The organism is Collinsella sp. AF16-8, assembly GCF_003462695.1.
In the GTDB taxonomy this organism is placed as follows: domain Bacteria; phylum Actinomycetota; class Coriobacteriia; order Coriobacteriales; family Coriobacteriaceae; genus Collinsella.
The window spans coordinates 139096-157576 of sequence record NZ_QRXX01000003.1 but is presented as its reverse complement, the minus strand read 5'-3'; the positions used below and the strand labels follow the sequence as shown (position 1 = coordinate 157576).

Genomic DNA, 18481 nt, shown 5'->3' with positions numbered 1-18481 from the left:
TCCTAACCCTACAGGTTGAGCAGAAGTCAGCGGGCGCCCGCCAGTTGCCCGGCGGGCGCACAGAAGGATTTAGGCCTGGGCGTTGGCGAAGGCCTGTTTGGCGCCCTCGACGCGCACGACGGCAAGCGCGTTGACGACGAACCCCTCAAGACCGGCGATCTGCGTAAGGTCTTCGCCCCACATTTGCTCATTGGTGAGCACGTCGTGCACCAGCTCGGCATCGTCTGCACCGGCGTGGGCGGCGTAGAAATCGAGCACGAAGGCATCGTCCTGAGCGGTGTACTCGGTGCCGTCGGCGCGTCGCAGGTGCAGGCCATCGCCCTCACGAGCAACGAGCTCCTGAGTATAGAAGGCAATGAGCGTAGCGAGGCTCGTCGCCAGGCACTTGGGCAGGTTGCCGGTCTCGGCAACATAGTCCTTGAGCGTAGGCAGGTCGCGGGCACGCCACTTAGCGGTGGAGTTGAGGCAAATGGAGAGCAGCGCGTGGTCGATAAACGGGTTGTCGAAGCGGTTCTCGACGGCGGCGGCAAAGGCCCTGCAGTCCTCGACGTCCAGGTCGGCGGCAAGCGTCGGGATGACCTCGTCGTAGAGCATGGTGTTCATGAAGCCGCGAACGGTCTCGTCGTGCATGCAATCGCGCACGATGTCAAAGCCGGCAACCCAGGAACCCGGGACAAAGGCGGTATGGGCACCGTTGAGGATGCGGACCTTGCGCTTCTTGTACGGGGTGACATCGGGGGTAACAAAGACACCCGGCAGGCCGGCCTTCATGAAGGGCAGACGCTCCTTGAGCGACTCATCGCCCTGGATACCCCACATCTGGAAGGGCTCGCGCACGGCCAGGAAGGGATCCTCGTAGCCCAGGCGCTCGGCCACGGCAGCGGCCTCCTTGGGGTCGCGGATGCGGCCGGGGACGATAGTGTCGACGAGCGTGGTGCAGACGGTGCAGTCGTTGGCCATCCACTGCGAGAACTCGTCCTCCCAGCCCCAATCGCTTACGTACTGGTTCATGATGCGCAGCAGCTCCTCGCCATTATGGTCGATGAGCTCGCAGGCGAGCACGATGACGCCCGGCTTGCCGGCAGCCCAGCGGGTGTGAAGGACCTGGACAAGCTTGGCGGGGAAGCTCGCGGGCGGCATATCGTCGGCCTTGCAGGACGGATCGTAGGCAATGCCAGCCTCGGTGGTGTTGGAGACGATAATCTCTAGGTCGTCGGAGACGGCAACCTCCATCATGGCGCGGTAGTCCGCCTCGCGGTACGGATTGAGGCAGCGGCTGCAAGCGCTGATCACACGGGACTCGTCAACCGTGTTGCCGTTCTCCTTACCGCGCACCAGCACGGTGTACAGGTCGTCCTGGGCATTGATGCCGTCGGCAAAGCCAAAGGCGCCACTGATGGGCTGCACCATGACAACCTTGCCGTTCCAGCCGGTTGCCTCGTTGCCCATGTCAAAGAAGCGGTCGACGAAGGCGCGCAGGAAATTGCCCTCGCCAAACTGCAGAACCTTCTCGGACGCGTCCTTGGACAGCAGGTAGCCCTTGTAGCCGATCTTCTCGAGCGTCTCGTAGCTGATGTTCTCCATCGATGTCTCTCCTTAGATTGCTGTTAGCGTGCAGGCAAAACGGGAGCGTCGCGTGTGGCAACGGCGCTCCCGAGTTCGGTGTGATTCGATGCGGGTTTAGGCCTCGACGGTATCCAGGTCAAAGCCAAAGTAGCGGACCGCGTTGTTGTAGCTGATGTCGCGCACAATGGCTCCCAGCAGCTCCATGTCGGCGGGGTACTTGCCCTGCTCGACCCACTCACCGATCACGCCGCACAGCACGCGACGGAAGTACTCGTGACGCGGGTAGGACAGGAAGGAGCGGGAATCGGTAAGCATGCCCACAAAGTTGCCCAGCACGCCCTCGTTAGCCAGCGCCGTGAGCTGCTCGCGCATACCGACCTCGTTGTCGTTGAACCACCAGGCAGAGCCGTTCTGGATCTTGCCGGCGGTCGGAGCCTCCTGGAAGCAGCCCATCACGGTATCGATCATGGTGTTGTCGATGGGGTTCAGGCTGTACAGGATGGTCTTGGGCAGACCCGTGGACTCCTGGATGGAGTTGAGGAAATCGGCCAGCTGGTCGGACGGCGTGTAGTTGGAGATACAGTCGTAGCCGGTGTCGGGACCGAGCTTGGCGAACATAGCGCGGTTGTTGTCACGCTTGCAGCCAAAGTGCAGCTGCATGGCCCAGCCAAGGCGGACATACTCGCCGGCGACGAACTGCATAAAGGCCGTCTTGTACTTGAGGACCTCGTCCTCGGTAAGCGGCTCGGCGGCAAGGCCCTTGGCAAAGATAGTCTCGATTTCGTCGGCGGTAGCCGGAACGTACATAACGTAGTCGAGCGCGTGGTCGGAAGCGCGGCAGCCCAGCTCGTGGGCAACGTCGTAGCGCTTGGAGATGGCAGCCTTCATGCCCTCGAAGTCGCTGATCTCAACGCCAGCAACCTCGGAGAGATGCTTGCAGTAGTCGGCGAACTCCTGGCCACGCTCGATGCGCAGGGCGGCATCGGGGCGCATGGCGGGAACGACCTGAACGTCAAAACTGTCGTCGGCGGCAATCTTCTTGTGCCACTCAAAGCTGTCGGCGGGGTCGTCGGTAGTGCAGATCATGCGGACGTTGGACTGCTTGATGAGGTTGCGGCAGGTAAAGCTGGCCTCGGCGAGCTTGGCGTTGGCAAGGTCCCAGACCTCCTGAGCGGTTTTGCCGTTCAGGACGCCCTCGTAGCCAAAGTAACGCTTAAGCTCCAGGTGGCTCCACTCAAAGACGGGGTTGCCCACGCAGCGGCCCAGGGTCTCGGCCCACTTCTGGAACTTCTCGCGAGCAGGGGCATCGCCGGTAATGAAGCGCTCGTCGACGCCGTTGGCACGCATTAGGCGCCACTTGTAGTGGTCGCCGCCCAGCCAAACCTCGGTGATGTTCTCAAAACGCTTGTCGTCCCAGATCTCCTTGGGAGAAATGTGGCAGTGGTAGTCAACGATAGGCATACCCTCGGCAAAGTTGTGGAACAGTTCCTCGCCGGTTTTAGTGCTCAGCAGGAAATCCTGATCGTCCATGAAGTTTTTCATCAAACAACCCCTTTGTTGGCGGAGCGGGCGCACGATGCGCTCGTTATCCTCTAGGTGAACGTTCACTATACTAATTCATTGCGACTTAAAAGGTGAACGTTCACCTAACCACCATGGGGTGAACGGTCGATTTTGCCCGTTCAACGGTTACTGGAGCCGTGACTTGCATGTATTGCGAATTGGCAGGCGCCCCGAATACCGAACTTGAGTGCTTTGACCAGGTGGGTCATGTTCCGTCGTGCATTTTTGGGAGTATTCAGCATCGGAGCGCACCGCGCACCGTCTTCGAAGCCCTATTTGATGCTCATATTGCGCCCAATCGGCATAAATAAGTGCCCCCGATGGCGAATTACGCCATCGGGGGCACTTAAAACAGTCGTCCTAGCCCCTTTCGGGACACGCCATTGCTGAATACTCCAAAAAATGCACGTCGCAAGAGGGGGTACCTGACCAAACGGCTAAATTCCCGCAAGCTCGCAGTAGCGGTCGACGTTGCTGGCAAACACCATCTCCACAGCACCCTTCTGCACGGGCTCCGCCGGAGTTTTACCCCACAGCAAATACTCGCCCAAAGTCTTGGCGCCACGGTAGGCCAAGCTCACCGGGTCCTTATAGACAATATTGGTAAAGATGCCACGGCGCAAGGCCAAGGCGCTCTCGGGGAACAGGTCGTTGCCGATTACCATGACCTTGCCGGCCTTGCCGCTTGAAACAAGCGCGTCGGCGACCACCTCGGAACCAACGGCAAAAACGCTACAGATGAGCTCGGGAGCATCCGGCGCACTCAAGCGCTGCTCAAGCTCGCGCTCGAGCTGTTTGACTTGCGCATGGGCACCGGCAAGGTCCTCAACCCGCCATGGAATATCGTGCTCGCGCAGGTAATTATGAAAGGCGCGGGCGGTCAGATAGTGTGAATCGGTATAAGGATCGCCCGCCAACAGGAGCACGCGGGCGTCAGCCCCAGAAGCGTGGACCAGGTTAGCCGCCTGCTCTGCCATAAGACTGCCCGCCGCGGAATAGTCCGCCAGACTGGCACCCAGGCGATCGAGGTGCGGTCGGTCGCCGTCGACGAGCTCAATCGCCACACCCGCCTCGGCAATCTGCCTCAAGAGTTCGGTCGCGCGATCATCGCCCGGAACATAGGCAAGCAGGCCGTCAATCTTCTCGCCTACCTGCAGACGCTCATCAATCTGCTCGAGCGCATCGGCGTAGCCGCCCACGCCAAATTCTACGCGCTCAACCGTAATGCCCTGATCGATGACCTCCTGCTCAAAGCGGTTGCAGCCTTCCCAAAGGTAACGGAAAAAGTACGCCCCCTCGCGCGATGCGCGGGGCAGGCAAAACACCAGGTTGATATCCTTGCGCCGCAGGCTTGAGGCACTTGTGTTGCGATGGTAGCCCATGGCCTCGGCCTTGGCATTCACCTTAGAGCGCACGGATTCGCTCACGCCGGCCTTGCCCGTCAGGGCCTTATGCACGGTATTGATGGAAACGCCAAGCTCGGCGGCTATGTCCTTCATGGTTACGCGAGCGCTCATGGGGTTACTCCGTTATAGATAAGTTGCCAATTAACAGTACAGGTAACGATACCCCAAAATCACCCTTCAGCTCGCCGCGCTCGCCGCCAAATGTGCAAAGCGCCCCGCGAACGGATGCTCGCGGGGCGCCTGGATGTCCGGGCCTTATTTGATCCCGCGGCCCAAGTCTTCGGCAATTTTGTCTACGCCCTTAAGTGCGGCGCAAGTCTTTTTGTTGGAGCAATGTCCCGTGCAAACGCCACCTTGAGCGCAGTCGGCGCAGGTGCCCTTGCGATAAATGCGCACGCACACGGCGACAAACGCAATACCGATAACAGCCAGTACAACAATATCGATAGGTGCCATAGAAAGCCTCCTCTAGTTAACCACCACTTACTTTACCCCATTCTCCACCTGCCAAAAAGGGACAGGTTTATTTTGGTCGGTTTTATCTGCGGAAACGTCACATCTTAACTTCTGGAGCAAAGCAATCTGTCCCCCATTGCACCAAAAAGCCCGAGTGTCGCTGGGACACCCGGGCTCGTGAAAAGGGGCTAATCCTTATTCGGACTTAAGCGGAAACCGTGGCAGAAGCGGTGTTGGTCTCGTCCCCGTCGGTCCATGCATGCTTGGGCATGGGACGGAAGATCTGGAAGAGCATCGCAGCCAGCAGCACGATGGCCACAACCGTCCAGATACCAAACTGCCCAAGAACAAGCAGGTTATAGAACTGGTTGATGAACAGGCCGATGACCCAAGCAAAGGCACACTCGTAGCCGATGGCAATCGCGGTCCACTTACCGGAGTTCATCTGGTTACGGATGGTGCCGATAGCGGCAAAGCACGGAGCGCACAGCAGGTTGAAGGCACCAAAGGCGACGCAAGCGCCCATGGTCGGGAACATAGCCGCAAACGCGGTCCACAGGCTCGGGTCGGTCTCGCCGGCGTCGGCAACGGACAGCAGCGAGCCGGCGGTGGCGACAACGTTCTCCTTGGCGACGAGGCCAGAGACGGTCAGTGCGGTGGCCTGCCAGGTGCTAAAGCCGAGCGGGGCGAAGATCCAAGCGACCAGGTTGCCGAACATGGCAAGCACGGAGTAATCCATGAACTCCTCGGGGATGCCCTCCATGGAAGGCAGGTAGCCAAAGGCGCCGTTGTAGCTACCAAAGTTGGAGAGGAACCAAACGACGACGGTGGACGCAAAGATGACCGTGCCGGCCTTCTTGATAAATGCGAAGCAGCGCTCCCACACGTGCAGCGCCCAAGAGCGGATCGCCGGGAAGTGGTAGGCAGGAAGCTCCATAACAAACGGCGTCGGGCGGCCGGCGAAGAGCTTGGTCTTCTTGAGCATGAGGCCCGAGGCAATGACGGCAAAGACGCCCAGGAAGTAGAAGAGCGGGCTGATCCACGCAGCGGTGGTAGAAGAGTCGCCAATGATGGAACCCATAAGCAGGGCGATGATCGGCAGCTTGGCGCCGCAAGGGATGAACGTGGTGGTCATGACCGTCATGCGGCGGTCCTTCTCGTTCTCGATGGTCTTGGTAGCCATGACGCCGGGGACGCCGCAGCCCGAGGACACGAGCATGGGGATAAAGGACTTACCGGACAGGCCAAAGCGGCGGAACACGCGGTCCATGATGAAGGCGACGCGGGCCATGTAACCGCAGTCCTCCAAGAAAGACAGCATCACAAAGAGCAGGAACATCTGCGGGACGAAGCCCATGATGGCGCCGATGCCAGCCACGATGCCGTCGCAGACCAGCGAATCGACGAGGCCACCGTCCTCGGTACCGCCCGCCACGAGAGCGTCATGCACCGCGGTGGTGATACCCGGGACATAGGGGCCGTACTGTGCCGGGTCGACCGAGTCGGCGTTGTCGCCCGCAGCCTCAACAGCTGCGTCATAGGCGTCGCGACCCTGACCGAGCACGTACCAGCCGTCGGTGCCGAAGAGCTGGTCGTTGGTGAAGTCGGTCACCGTGCCGCCCAGGGTGGAAACGGCGATGTAGTACACGCAGAACATGATGACCACAAAGATCGGCAGGCCCAGGATACGGTTGGTAACCACGCGGTCGATCTTCTCGGAGGTGCTCATCTTGGCCGGAGCCTTGGTCATGCACTCGTCGATAATGTGGGCAATCACGCCATAGCGCTCGCCGGTGATGATGGACTCGGCGTCGTCGTCGCAATCCTGCTCGCACTGGGCGACCAGCTGCTCGACGCGAGCGGCCTTCTCCTTGGTGAGGTTGATGAGCTTGCAGGCGTCCGCGTCGCGCTCAAACAGCTTGACAGCGTAGTAGCGACGCTTGTTGGCGGGAACGCTCGCCGGCAGGTTGTTCTCGATGTGGTCCAGAACGTCCTCGATGGAGGAATCGAACTTGTGCTCCGGCACCTGGCCCTTGGAAGCAGCGGACTTCTTGACCTGCTCGAACAGCTCGTTGATACCCTTGTTCTTAAGGGCCGAGATCATCATGACCGGGCAGCCGAGCTTCTTGGAAAGCTTGTCCGTGTCGATCTTGTCGCCGTTTTTCTCCACGAGGTCGGCCATGTTGAGGGCCACGACCACGGGTAGGCCGGTCTCGATGACCTGAAGTGCCAGGTACAGATTGCGCTCAAGGTTGGTCGCGTCGACAACCTGGACGACCACATCGGGCTCGCCGCTCATGAGGTAATCGCGCGAGCACTGCTCCTCGGGGCTGTAGGGGGAAAGCGAGTAGATGCCGGGGAGGTCCGTAATCGTGACGTTCTTGTCACTCAGGAGCTTGGCTTCCTTTTTCTCAACCGTGACGCCGGGCCAGTTGCCAACGTAGCCGTTGGCGCCGGTGATCAGGTTGAAAAGCGTGGTCTTGCCGCAGTTGGGGTTACCCGCCAGCGCGACATGGATCTGAGAATCCGCCATTCAATCCTTCTTCCTTGTGTGCCCGCGCTGCTTTCTCCGCACGGGCTGGATAATGTGCTTCAACATTGCAAATTTAAGTTAGAAAAACCTAACTTTATCTGCATAAATAGTTGCCGCGGGCCCTTACTGGACCTCGACGACGGCAGCCTCCTCCTTGCGGATGGAAAGCTCGTAGCCGCGCACGTTGATCTCGACCGGATCTCCGAGCGGTGCAACCTTAACGACCTTGAACGAAGTGCCCTTGATGAGGCCCAGGTCCATAAGGTGACGGCGAAGCGCGCCCTCGCCGTGAAGCTTGACGATGGTAGAGCTCTCGCCCACCTTAACGTCACCCAACGTCTTCATATTCTTTTCCCCCTTTCAGCTTTTATGAAATGCTGCGAACTAACCGACGGTCATGATGTGCATGGCGACCTTGGTATCGATACCAAAGCGTGCGCCCAGCACGGTGACGATGATATTGGCACCACTCGAGCTCACCACGTGAACCTCACTGCCCTCGACAAAGCCGAGGTCCTTGAGGTGGTGCTTCATGTCCTCATTGCCCTTTACACGAGACACGTGCACGGTTTCGCCCGCTTTCACCATCGAAAGCGGCATGGCCGGCATCTGCGGTCCGCAAGACATGAGTGTGCTCCTAACGTCAGTTCGTCCTCAACATCGACGCAGCAAAAGTTAACCACGTCTATGTTCGCTACAGTAAACTAGCACGTGGTTAACTTTTTGGAAAGGGTCCCTATTCAGTTTTCGAAAAAGTTTCCCATATGAAACAGGTGTGACAAGGGGACAGCCCCTTTGTCACATTGTTGCGTTTAGAGGGAGAGGTTTCTGATCGACGTGACACACGAGGCCTCGTCTACGCCCGAAATGCGGAAGATGATGTCCTCGCCGCACTCGCCGTAGAGAGCCATGAGCCCCATTACATCGCGGCCGTCGGTATGGCGATCGCCGATGCTGACTGATACGTTGCTACGATGCTTGGCAATTATGTCATAGAGCAGCGCAACCGGGCGGGCATGCAGTCCCAACGGATCTTTAATCGTCTTTGTAAACTCGACCATGTCCCCTCCCACGGCATCGCACATTCGGCCGGCAAACCCAGCCACGTGGTAGTTATTGTAGCGTTAGATGCTTGTCGAGAGCTCCTCTGAACACCTCGTGGGCAAAAAGTGGCAAATATGAGTACTGTCACCAATTTAGTAGCAGCAAAATCGAGAGCAAATTGCCTCCTTTGAGCGATTCGAAGAGGTTGAAAGCCGTCAAACGCCCTTTAAAGGGGGTTATATAAATTGATTTTGAGCCCGTTTTTGCTCAGAACAGGCCGAAAAATATGACACCTCTTTTGCAACAGTACTCATATTTGGCATTTTTTGACCACGGGGTCCAAAACCATGCCCCAAAACACAAAAGGAGGGGCCTCGTAAGGCCCCTCCTTAGGAAAGGGAACCGATTTATTCCACAGCCGTAGATTAATCCTAGCCGCTACTCCATCATGTCGAGGACGGAGGGGCGCAGCTCGCTCTCGGCGGCCTCGGGATCGGTCTCGCGCAGGCGGTTGATATAGCGGTTGTACCACATCACGGCAAGGCCCAGGAAGACAACTACACCGCCAACGTTGTAGACCAGCGTCAGCCACAGCGGCTGATCGAGCGGGATGGTGCCGCAGACAAGCACAAAGCAGAAGACCACAAGCAGGAATGCGGCAACGACCAGACCAAAGCTGCGCGAGCCCATGCGGAAGTCACGGGGAGCGGCGTCGAAGTTCTTGCGCAGCATAAAGTAGGCAAGCAGGATCAGCAGCGGCGGGAGCAGAGCAGTGGCAGCCGTCATGTTGGTGACGATCATGAGCAGGTCGTCGAGGTTACCAGAGCCCAAGGCCGGGATGATCAGGATGGGGACGACGATGGCGAACTGCAGCCAAGCGGCGCGGGCGGGAATGCCGTGCTCGTTGAGCTCGACGATCTTGCTACCAAAGACGCCCTTGGGGATCTCGGTGAAGAAGACCTTGATGGGAGCAGAGGTCCACATCATGAGGGAGCCCAGCGTGGCAGCGAGAAGGATCAGGCCAATGACGCGCGTGGACACTTCCATGGGAATGCCAAAGTGGGCAAAGACAGCGCCGAATACGTCGAAGATACCGGTGGAGATGGCAACGCCGCCCTCGGGAATGAACAGGTTGACCAGCAGCGAAGCGCCTGCGTACAGAAGGCCGATGGTCAGGCCGGCGATAACGACGGTGCGCACGAAGGCCTTGACGCCGCCCTTAAGGTCGTTAAGGAACACGCCGACAGACTCAGCGCCGCCAACGCCCTGGATGATCCAGGCAAGCGTACCGAAGAAGCCCCACATAGTTGCGAAGTTGCTCATGTCGGGAGCCATGTTAGCGGGGGTAGGAGCCGTAGCGAACTCGACGCCGCCAAAGGCAGCAGCCAGGGACAGCAAGATGAACACGGCAGTCAGGCCGAGAGCCGCGGTCGAGCCGAAAGAGGAAATGGAGCCGATCCACTTAGCGCCCTTGGTCGAAACCCACGTGGCGATAGCAAAGACGACGATCTCGATAATGGTGATCCACAGCTGCGAGAGCTCGGCATTGGCACCAAAGAACACGTAGCTCGCGTAAATGATGACGTTGGGCAGGACGGACGCAAAGTAGAACAGGTTAACGAACCAGTAGCTAAATGCCGTCAGGAACGCCCAGCGACCACCCATCGAGGTCTTAACCCATGCGTACACGCCAGACTCGGAGTCCCTGTTGAGGCCGACGAACTCAGCGGTAACCAGGGTATAGGGGACAAAGTACAAAAGCGTGGCGAAGAAGAACGACGGCGCAGCTGCCAAGCCGATGGCCGCGTTGTTGTTGATGATGTTCTTGATACCGAACACGGCGGCGACCGTCATGCCCAGCAGAGCGAACGAACCGATCGTTCCTCGTTTTTCAGAGCTCATAAGCCCTCCCAATCATCCGTTATATCTCATCTAAAACCGTCCGGACTGCAAGCGCAATCGTGGACGGCGCACCTGCTAAGGGGAATGGGGAAAAGGGAGTCAACAAAGCCATCCCCCTTAACGGCGCGAAGCAAACGTCCAAACGGACGAATACTACTTGTTGGGGAAGGAATAACCTTCAACCGTCACGTGCAGTACCACGACGCGGGGATCCGCGGCATCGGCCACGACACGGTAGGCCTCGTCGATCTCGACGACGGCAACGCCGCCGGCGGGAATCGTCACGGTCTCCCCCGTACCCTCAAAGCGCTCGCGATCGTCGATATCGCTGTAGGCGCGCGTGCAGGTAAGATCCGTCTTGGAAGCCACCTCGACGGTCAGGTCGCCGTCGAGCGGGGCGAGCACGGCATGGTAGCGACGGTGACCGACCAGATCGGCGGTAGCTGCCTCGTGGGCGTTCACCCACCAGTACACCAACGAGTCGCCGATGGAGTACGCCACGTCATGCTGCAGGTCGGCAACACCATCGAGCGCCTGGCCGGTGCGCATCCACTTCTTGACAGACTTCATCTGAGCGTCGAAATCGGCGCGCGAGTTAAAGACATGCATGACTTATGCCTCCTTAATGGGTGCCAGCGCCTGAGCCAGATCGGCAGACGTCAGCGGTCGCAGGGACACCTCAAAGCTGAAGCTCTCAAAACGGGTGCGGTAGGAATCGAGTACCTCGGAACCCCAAGAGTTCGAGCCAAGGCCGAGCAGCTGGTCGTTGATGTTGACCGTGACCGTATCGCCCTTGACAAGGTCGTAGACGTGCTTGGCGTTATCGATTGCCTCGCAGCTATAGGGCCATGCCGAGAACGAGAACGGGTTGGAGGCGGCATCAGCCGGACGAGTCACCAACACGCCGTCACCGTGACTGGAGCGCAGGGCAACCCAGCGGGTACCCTCACGGTTGGCGCAGTCCTGAGGCATAACGTAGGGCGTAAACATGTCGTCGACCGTAGTGCGGTAATGACCGACCGGGTTGGCGCGCAGCGAGTCCGGATAGTTCTCGCCCGGGCCGTGGCCATACCACTCGACGGCACGATTGCAACCGGGGACCTCGAAGGAGATGCCGATGCGCGGGATGATATCCGAGTAATCGCCGTAGGGCTCGCCGGAAACCTTGAGGTCGACGCGACCGCTCGGAAGCACGGTGTAGACGAGCTCGACGCGCATGCCGAACGCGCGGACGGGAGGAGCGATACGCTGGCTCACGGTAACGACGACCGCATTGCCGTCCTGCTTCCAAGAAACCTTGCGGGTAGACGTCTGCATCACATCGATGAAGTTGTCCTTCCACAGGGAGTCATACTCCTGAGCGTGGTTGTCGACGAGCGGATGCCAAAAACCAACCTGGGGACCAGAGGCCATTACGTCGCGGCCGGATGCCTTCCACTCGCTCACGGTACCGTTGACTTTGCTGAAGGTCAGCTCGCCGTTGAGGGAGTGAATGCGGATCTCCTGCTCGGTCTCCTCGACCGTAAGCTCAGGACGAGCGGGGGCGGCGATGGCCGGCGCCGGATGGTTTGCGATGGCAAACTGGCTTGCGCCCAGCTGGAACATCGGCTCGCACCAGGCGTGAGCCGCCATGGTGTAGGCGCGCACGGTCAGCAGGGTCTCGCCTACCGCGGCCTCGCGAATCACCAGTGGCAGCTGGACGGATTCGCCGGGAGCCACCGCGCCGGGCATAAGCGTCTTGCGGCACACTACATCGCCGTCTACCAGGGTCTCCGCCGACAGGCAGACATCCTCGAGGGTAGTAAACCAGCGCTTGTTCGTGACGGTCAGCTCGCCCGCCTCGGTGTCATAAGCCATGCGAACCGGGCAGATGACCTGGCCATACTCAGTGAGGCCCGGGCTCGGCTGCTGCCAAGGGAACACCATGCCATCGATGCAGAAGTTGCTGTTGTTGGGGTAATCGCCGTTGTCGCCACCATACATATCGTAAGCAACGCCGTCCTCGGTCACAGCAGCCAAACCGTGGTCGCACCATTCCCAGATAAACTGGCCTTGGATGCAATCCCAGCGATCGAAGACCTCCTGGTACTCGGACAGGCCTCCGGGGCCATTGCCCATGGAGTGGCCGTACTCGCAGTTGATGCGCGGCTTGGGGAACGGATGCTCACCAAAGTCGTTCATCTGCGACACACGGGAGTACATCGTGGAAATGACGTCGACGGTATCGGCGTTGCGGTCCTCCTCGTAATGGACCGGACGATCATCGAGCTCGTGAGCCTTGGCGTACATCGCGCGGATGTTGCAGCCATAGCCGCTCTCGTTGCCCATCGACCACATAATGATGCAGGCGTGGTTGCGCTCCTGCATCACCAGGCGCTCAATGCGGTCGACGTAGGCCGGCTCCCATGCCGGGTCGTCGGTGACCAGGGCGATATTGCCGATATTCTCGAAGCCGTGACTCTCCATATCGGTCTCGGCGACCAGCATGATGCCATACTCATCGCACAGCTCGTAGAAGCGCGGGTCATTGGCATAGTGAGAGGTGCGCACCGCGTTGATGTTGTGTCGCTTCATGAGCTCCAGGTCACGGCGCATGCGATCGAGGCCCACGGCGCGGCCCTTGTGATCGTCGTGATCGTGGCGGTTGACGCCATGCATCTTAAAGTAGGTGCCGTTGAGGTAGATATGATTGCCCTCGACCGTCACCTCGGCAAGGCCCTGGCGATGCGGAACGTACTCGCTGACCTCGTCACCGTCGTAGACCTCAAACGTAAGGTCATAGAGGAAGGGGTCCTCGGGATTCCAGAAGTGGGCATCGGCAACGCTGCACTCGGCATGGCCGTCGACGCACTCGCCCGTAGCGACCACGTTCTCGCCATCGCTGAGCGTAAACACGACGCGGGTAGCGCCCTCGGCCACCGTATCGAGCGTGATCAGAGCGGCATCGCCCTCGCGGTGCGTGCGGAACCTAAAGTCGACCAGGTGCGCGGCGGGACGCTGCATAAGGTACACATCGCGGAAGATGCCCGAAGCCCACCACATGTCCTGATCCTCGATATAGCTGCCATCGCTGTACTGCAGGACCTTGACCGCAAACAGGTTGTCGCCCTCGACGAGCGCGTCGGTCACGTCGAACTCGGCGGACAGACGCGAGCCCTTGGTCATGCCGATAAACTGGCCGTTGACGTACAGCTCGCCATAGCTCTCGATGCCGTCGAAGCGAATAATCTCGCGAGCGCCGGCGGGAACGGCGGGAAGGTTGACGATGCGCTGGTAAACGCCCGTGGGGTCATCGGAGGGAACAAACGGCTGATCCACCGGGAACGGGAAGCCCTCGTCGGTATAGGCAAGATTGCCATAGCCATCTACCTGCCACAGGTGTGGAACCTCCACGTGATCCCACTCGGGCTTATACGTGGAGAGGTTCTCGTTGGAGACGGCAGCAGGCCCCTCAAAGAGGCGGAACTGCCACGAGCTGGACAGCTGGACAAACCCGCGCGACAGCTCGCGGCTGTACGTAGCGGCGAGATCGGCGGTCTCGTAACCCATAAAGTACGCATGGGGTGCCAGGCGGTTCCTGTGGGTGAGCGCCTGGTTTTCCCAATCGTTAATGGCGTCCATGGTGATGCTCCTTCGTCATCTTAGTGATTCTTGTGCAACCGGTTGTCCTTATCTTACGGGCGATGCAAAAAACTGTGCAACCGGTTGTCCGCTGAACGGTCGATTTGGTCGGGTTAACGGTGCAACCGGTTGTACAACCACGACACTTATGTCACCCTGAGTATCGAAACTCAGCGCAAAACAGCATTCCCAGGCGGCTGACAACGGCCGCGCCCATCTATGCCCCACCCGTGCAAGCCATGTTCAACAGCAGCTTGAACGTGAAATGCCACCAGTGGCCGGATATCATGAACGCTGTTCAGGCGCACTATAGTAAGCTTTATCCGCACCAGCCCGTATCAGTGACAACATCGACCGCATTTTCCAGGAGACGCCATGACCCAACCAGTTCGCACCGCACCTACGCTTGCCGAGGTTGCCGCAGCTGCCGGCGTGTCGCGCTCCACGGCATCGCGCGCCCTCAACGATTCGCCCCGCATTAGCGAGGAAACCAAAAAGCGCGTCCGCGCAGCGGCCAAGAAAGTCAATTTTGTCCCCAACGCTCGTGGCCGAGCGCTCGCTGTCGGACGCACGGAAATCATCGCCGTGCTCGTGACCGAGCCCCTGAGTGAACTCTTCAGCGACCCCACCTATAGCGAGTTTTTGAGCGGCATTACCGAAGAACTGTCGGAGTCATCCTATCTGCCCGTTATCTTGCAGGCGTCTTCTACGCATGAGCGCAACCGCGCACGCGAGCACTTTGAGCGCCGCTCGTTCGACGCCGTGATCGACGTCTCCCCTTACAAGGGCAGCGAGCTGCTCGAGGTGCTGCGCGAGCTGGGCGTACCCACCGTGTTGTGCGGCCAGCTCGAGGGCCACCCCTATCGCGATGTGTTCTCGACAGTCTACTCTGACGACGAAGAGGGTGGACGCTTTGCGGCACTCGCTATGAAAGATCGCGGGCGCAAAGATATCGTCGCCGTGTTGGGACCGCAAGACAACCCCGCTGTTGTCGACCGCCTGCGCGGCTACCGCACCGTCCTGGGCGAAGACCTCCCAGGCGCAAACGTTATCTATACCGGCTGGAACAGCGGAGACGGCTATCAGGCCATGCACCAGATCCTCGCGCGCGAGATTGCTTTCGATGGCGTGCTCTGCGGATCGGACCGTATCGCGGCTGGCGTCATCACCGCACTCAACGAGGCAGGCCTATCCGTTCCGGCGGACGTTTCTGTCGTCGGCTTCGACGATCACGAGATTGCGGCGCGCAGCGTCCCCGCACTCACGACCGTCCGCCAGCCCCTGCGCGAAGAAGGCCACATGGCCGCCAACATTGCGCTCGACATGATCAAGGGCGCCGAGCCCACCACCTCCGTGATGCACATGCAGCTCGTTCAGAGAGACTCGCTGTAGGAAACTGGGCCGGGCTTTTCGCCAGACAGTTGTTGCGGAAAGCCTGCCCCGTTTTGAGCGCTCATTCTGGGGCACAGTTTCCGTTAGACCGCTCAAGCGGAAACTGTGTCCCATTATTTTGCCGAATTCTGGGTCGCGCTTTCCCAGAGGACCCCCTTTGGGAAAGCGCGACCCGTTCTGGACGCAGATTCCGGGACGCACTTTCCGCAACGCCCGGTCATCCCATGCCCTCACAATCTCGGCGTATAAAAAACGAGGGAAGGCACGTGTCCCTCCCTCGTTACGGGCAATATGTAGCCGCTTGCCTACATCAGGCGCAGGCTGACGTCCTTGAGCTGGGCGCCGCTAACGGCACTCGGGGCGCCCGACATGAGGTCGGAGCCGCTGGCCGTCTTGGGGAACGCCATGACGTCGCGGATGGAGTCGGAACCGGTGAGCAGCATGCACACGCGGTCCAGGCCCAGAGCGAAACCGCCCATCGGGGGCGCACCAAACTTGAGCGCCTCCATGAGGAAGCCAAACTGCGACTCGGCGCGCTCCTCGGTAAAGCCCAGGAGCTTGAGCATGGACATCTGCATCTCGGCGTTGTGGATACGCATACCGCCGCCGCCGGCCTCAAAGCCGTCCATGACAAAGTCGTAGGTGCACGAACCGGCCGCCAGCGGGTCGGCCTCGATCTTGGCGATGTCGGTCTCGGTCGGCAGGGTGAAGGGCTGGTGCTCGGCAGCGTAAGCCTTGCGATCCTCGTCCCAGTGGAACAGCGGGAAGTTGACGACCCACAGGAAGTCGTGGCCCTCGCGCTTGATCTCGAGCGCATTGGCCATGTGGGAACGCATGCCGCCCAGGATCTCGTCGGAGAGCAGGCGCGGACCGGCGGCGAACATCACAAGGTCGCCGGGCTCGACGCCCATGCGCTCGCGCAGAGCCGCCATCTCCTCGTCCGAGAAGAACTTGACGATGGGGCTGTTGATGGAGCCGTCCTCGCGGAATGCGATCCAGGCCAGGCCCTTGGCGCCAAACGTGGAGGCCACACCGGCGAGCTTATCGATCTTGGCGCGAGCCCAGGCACCGGCGCCCTTGGCGTTGATGGCCTTGACGACGGAGCCCTCCTCGTTTGCGGCAGTCGCAAAGACCTTGAACTTGGAGTTGGCAAAGATGTCGGTCAGGTCGACCAGGTGCATGCCATAGCGGGTATCGGGCTTGTCAGAGCCATAGGTGTCCATGGCTTCCCAATAGTCCATGCGGCGCAGCGGCGTGGGCATCTCGACACCCATGCGGCCGAAGGCGTCGGCCAGGACCTCCTCGAGCGCGCTCATAACGTCGTTCTGGTCCACGAAGGACATCTCGATATCGACCTGGGTGAACTCGGGCTGACGGTCGGCACGCAAGTCCTCGTCGCGGAAGCACTTGGCAACCTGGTAGTAGCGCTCGACGCCACCGACCATAAGCAGCTGCTTCAGGAGCTGAGGGGACTGCGGCAGGGCGTAGAAGTTGCCCGGCTGGATGCGGCTGGGAACGATGAAGTCGCGGGCGCCCTCGGGCGTGGACTTGAACAGGGAGGGCGTCTCGACCTCCATGAACTCACGGTTGTGCAGCGCCTCGCGAATGGCAAAGGTAAAGTCGGAGCGCAGCTTGAGGTTGGCCATCATCTCGGGACGACGGAGGTCCAGATAGCGATAGCGCAGACGGGTGTCCTCGCTGGTCTCGATGCCGTCCTCAATCTGGAACGGCGGGGTGACGGATGTGTTGAGCACCTCGGCGTGGTCGGTCAGGACCTCGATCTCGCCGGTCGCGAGCTTGGTGTTGGTGGTCTCCTCGCCACGGGCGCGCACGACGCCGTGAATCTTGATGGGCCACTCGGGACGCATGGTCTCGGCGATCTTAAAGGCGTCGCCGTCGGAGTGCTCGGGGTCGAAGGTGAGCTGCGTGATGCCCTCACGGTCGCGAAGGTCGCAGAAGATAAGGCCGCCGTGGTCGCGGCGACGGCTCACCCAACCGGTGAGGGTGACCTCTTCGCCCACGTTCTCGCTGCGAAGCTCGCCGCAGGTACGGGTGTGCATGGAATGCTCATCGATGGGACGGGTCTGGCTCATACCAGTGATCCTCCTTTATGGATCTGTGCCGCCCCGTGTCGTTCCGGGCGGCGTCGTACAGATTTGCCCAGCCTGCGTAAACCGCGCAGCCAGACATGGCGTTCTATCTTATCGCACTCGCGTCGATGTGCTGCGAAAAAGTGGCTCCTGCCCAAAGACTTGACGGAGACGAAACAATTGACGCGCCGCGACACCCGCCCGCGCTCGTCACGTGCGACAATATGCCCCAATAAAACAGCACTCGGAAAGGCCCGCCATGACTGCACGCCTCATCGTTATGGATATCGACTCCACGCTCATCAACCAGGAGGTCATCGACCTGTTGGGCGAAGAGGCCGGCGTGGGCGAGCAGGTGGCACAGATCACCGAACGCGCCATGCGCGGCGAGCTTGACTTTAAGCAGGCGCTCGAGGAGCGCGTGGGGCTGCTCGCCGGCCTGGACGAGAGCGTGTTCGAGCGCACCTTTGAGCGCGTGACATTTACCCCCGGCGCGTTGGAGCTTGTGCGCTCGGCACACAGCAAGGGCTGGAAGGTCGGCGTGGTGAGCGGCGGCTTTCACGAAGTCGCCGATAAGATCGTGGCCGCCGCGGGCATCGACTTTTGCCTGGCCAATCGTCTGGAGGTCGTGGACGGCAAGCTCACCGGTAAGTTGGCTGCCGACATTGTGACCAAGGAGTCCAAGCTCATCCAGCTGCTGGACTGGGCAGTTGAGTGCGGCGTCGATATGGCCCACACCGTCGCGATCGGCGACGGTGCCAACGACATCCCCATGATTCAGGCCGCGGGCACGGGCATCGCGTTTTGTGCCAAGCCCAAGACGCGCGAGGCCGCCCCGTTTGCCATCGACGAGCGCAATCTGATGCTCGCCATGGACATCATCCTGCGCGACTAGCCAATCCGTCTAG

14 protein-coding genes are annotated in these 18481 nt (G+C 60.1%); 2 read left to right on the top strand and 12 right to left on the bottom strand.

Annotated elements, in window-relative coordinates:
• Positions 1 to 69 precede the first annotated feature (69 nt).
• The 11 genes from DWW73_RS04240 to DWW73_RS04190 form a co-directional block, all read right to left on the bottom strand.
• Positions 70 to 1584 (bottom strand): tagaturonate reductase, encoded by a 1515-nt coding sequence (locus DWW73_RS04240; protein ID WP_117778840.1) that lies wholly within the window; start codon positions 1582 to 1584, stop codon positions 70 to 72.
• Positions 1585 to 1680: 96 nt separating this feature from the next.
• Positions 1681 to 3108 carry a glucuronate isomerase gene (uxaC, locus tag DWW73_RS04235; protein ID WP_117778839.1) on the bottom strand — a complete coding sequence of 476 codons (1428 nt, stop codon included), beginning with the start codon at positions 3106 to 3108 and terminating at the stop codon, positions 1681 to 1683.
• A gap of 458 nt (positions 3109 to 3566) precedes the next feature.
• Entirely contained in the window at positions 3567 to 4646 is a 1080-nt protein-coding gene (locus DWW73_RS04230) for a substrate-binding domain-containing protein (RefSeq protein WP_117778838.1), read from the bottom strand.
• A 144-nt stretch (positions 4647 to 4790) separates the two neighbouring features.
• Entirely contained in the window at positions 4791 to 4991 is a 201-nt protein-coding gene (locus DWW73_RS04225) for a hypothetical protein (RefSeq protein ID WP_035136858.1), read from the bottom strand.
• A gap of 205 nt (positions 4992 to 5196) precedes the next feature.
• Complete coding sequence (locus DWW73_RS04220) at positions 5197 to 7524, bottom strand: ferrous iron transporter B (protein WP_117778837.1); 2328 nt, start codon at positions 7522 to 7524, stop codon at positions 5197 to 5199.
• Positions 7525 to 7647: 123 nt separating this feature from the next.
• Positions 7648 to 7869, bottom strand: a complete 222-nt coding sequence (locus DWW73_RS04215) for a FeoA family protein (RefSeq protein ID WP_006234774.1) — start codon at positions 7867 to 7869, stop codon at positions 7648 to 7650.
• A 39-nt stretch (positions 7870 to 7908) separates the two neighbouring features.
• Complete coding sequence (locus tag DWW73_RS04210) at positions 7909 to 8151, bottom strand: FeoA family protein (RefSeq protein WP_231500839.1); 243 nt, start codon at positions 8149 to 8151, stop codon at positions 7909 to 7911.
• A 185-nt stretch (positions 8152 to 8336) separates the two neighbouring features.
• Entirely contained in the window at positions 8337 to 8585 is a 249-nt protein-coding gene (locus DWW73_RS04205) for an HPr family phosphocarrier protein (RefSeq protein ID WP_117634215.1), read from the bottom strand.
• 421 nt (positions 8586 to 9006) lie between these two features.
• Complete coding sequence (locus tag DWW73_RS04200) at positions 9007 to 10470, bottom strand: amino acid permease (RefSeq protein WP_117736197.1); 1464 nt, start codon at positions 10468 to 10470, stop codon at positions 9007 to 9009.
• Between the two features lie 153 nt (positions 10471 to 10623).
• Positions 10624 to 11079, bottom strand: a complete 456-nt coding sequence (locus DWW73_RS04195; RefSeq protein ID WP_117736198.1) for a hypothetical protein — start codon at positions 11077 to 11079, stop codon at positions 10624 to 10626.
• Positions 11080 to 11082: 3 nt separating this feature from the next.
• Positions 11083 to 14091 (bottom strand): glycoside hydrolase family 2 TIM barrel-domain containing protein, encoded by a 3009-nt coding sequence (locus DWW73_RS04190; RefSeq protein ID WP_117778836.1) that lies wholly within the window; start codon positions 14089 to 14091, stop codon positions 11083 to 11085.
• Between the two features lie 375 nt (positions 14092 to 14466).
• Here DWW73_RS04190 and DWW73_RS04185 point away from each other — a divergent pair, with 375 nt between their 5' ends.
• The gene (locus DWW73_RS04185) at positions 14467 to 15483 is read left to right on the top strand and encodes a LacI family DNA-binding transcriptional regulator (protein WP_117778835.1); all 1017 of its coding nucleotides are present in this window, start codon (positions 14467 to 14469) and stop codon (positions 15481 to 15483) included.
• 305 nt (positions 15484 to 15788) lie between these two features.
• On the opposite strand, the gene aspS is transcribed toward DWW73_RS04185, so the two are convergent.
• Positions 15789 to 17576 (bottom strand): aspartate--tRNA ligase, encoded by a 1788-nt coding sequence (gene aspS / locus DWW73_RS04180; RefSeq protein ID WP_117778834.1) that lies wholly within the window; start codon positions 17574 to 17576, stop codon positions 15789 to 15791.
• 256 nt (positions 17577 to 17832) lie between these two features.
• Between aspS and serB the strand changes: the two genes are divergently transcribed.
• Positions 17833 to 18468, top strand: coding sequence for a phosphoserine phosphatase SerB (gene serB / locus DWW73_RS04175; protein WP_117563673.1), 636 nt, complete (start codon positions 17833 to 17835; stop codon positions 18466 to 18468).
• The last annotated feature ends 13 nt before the right edge of the window (positions 18469 to 18481 follow it).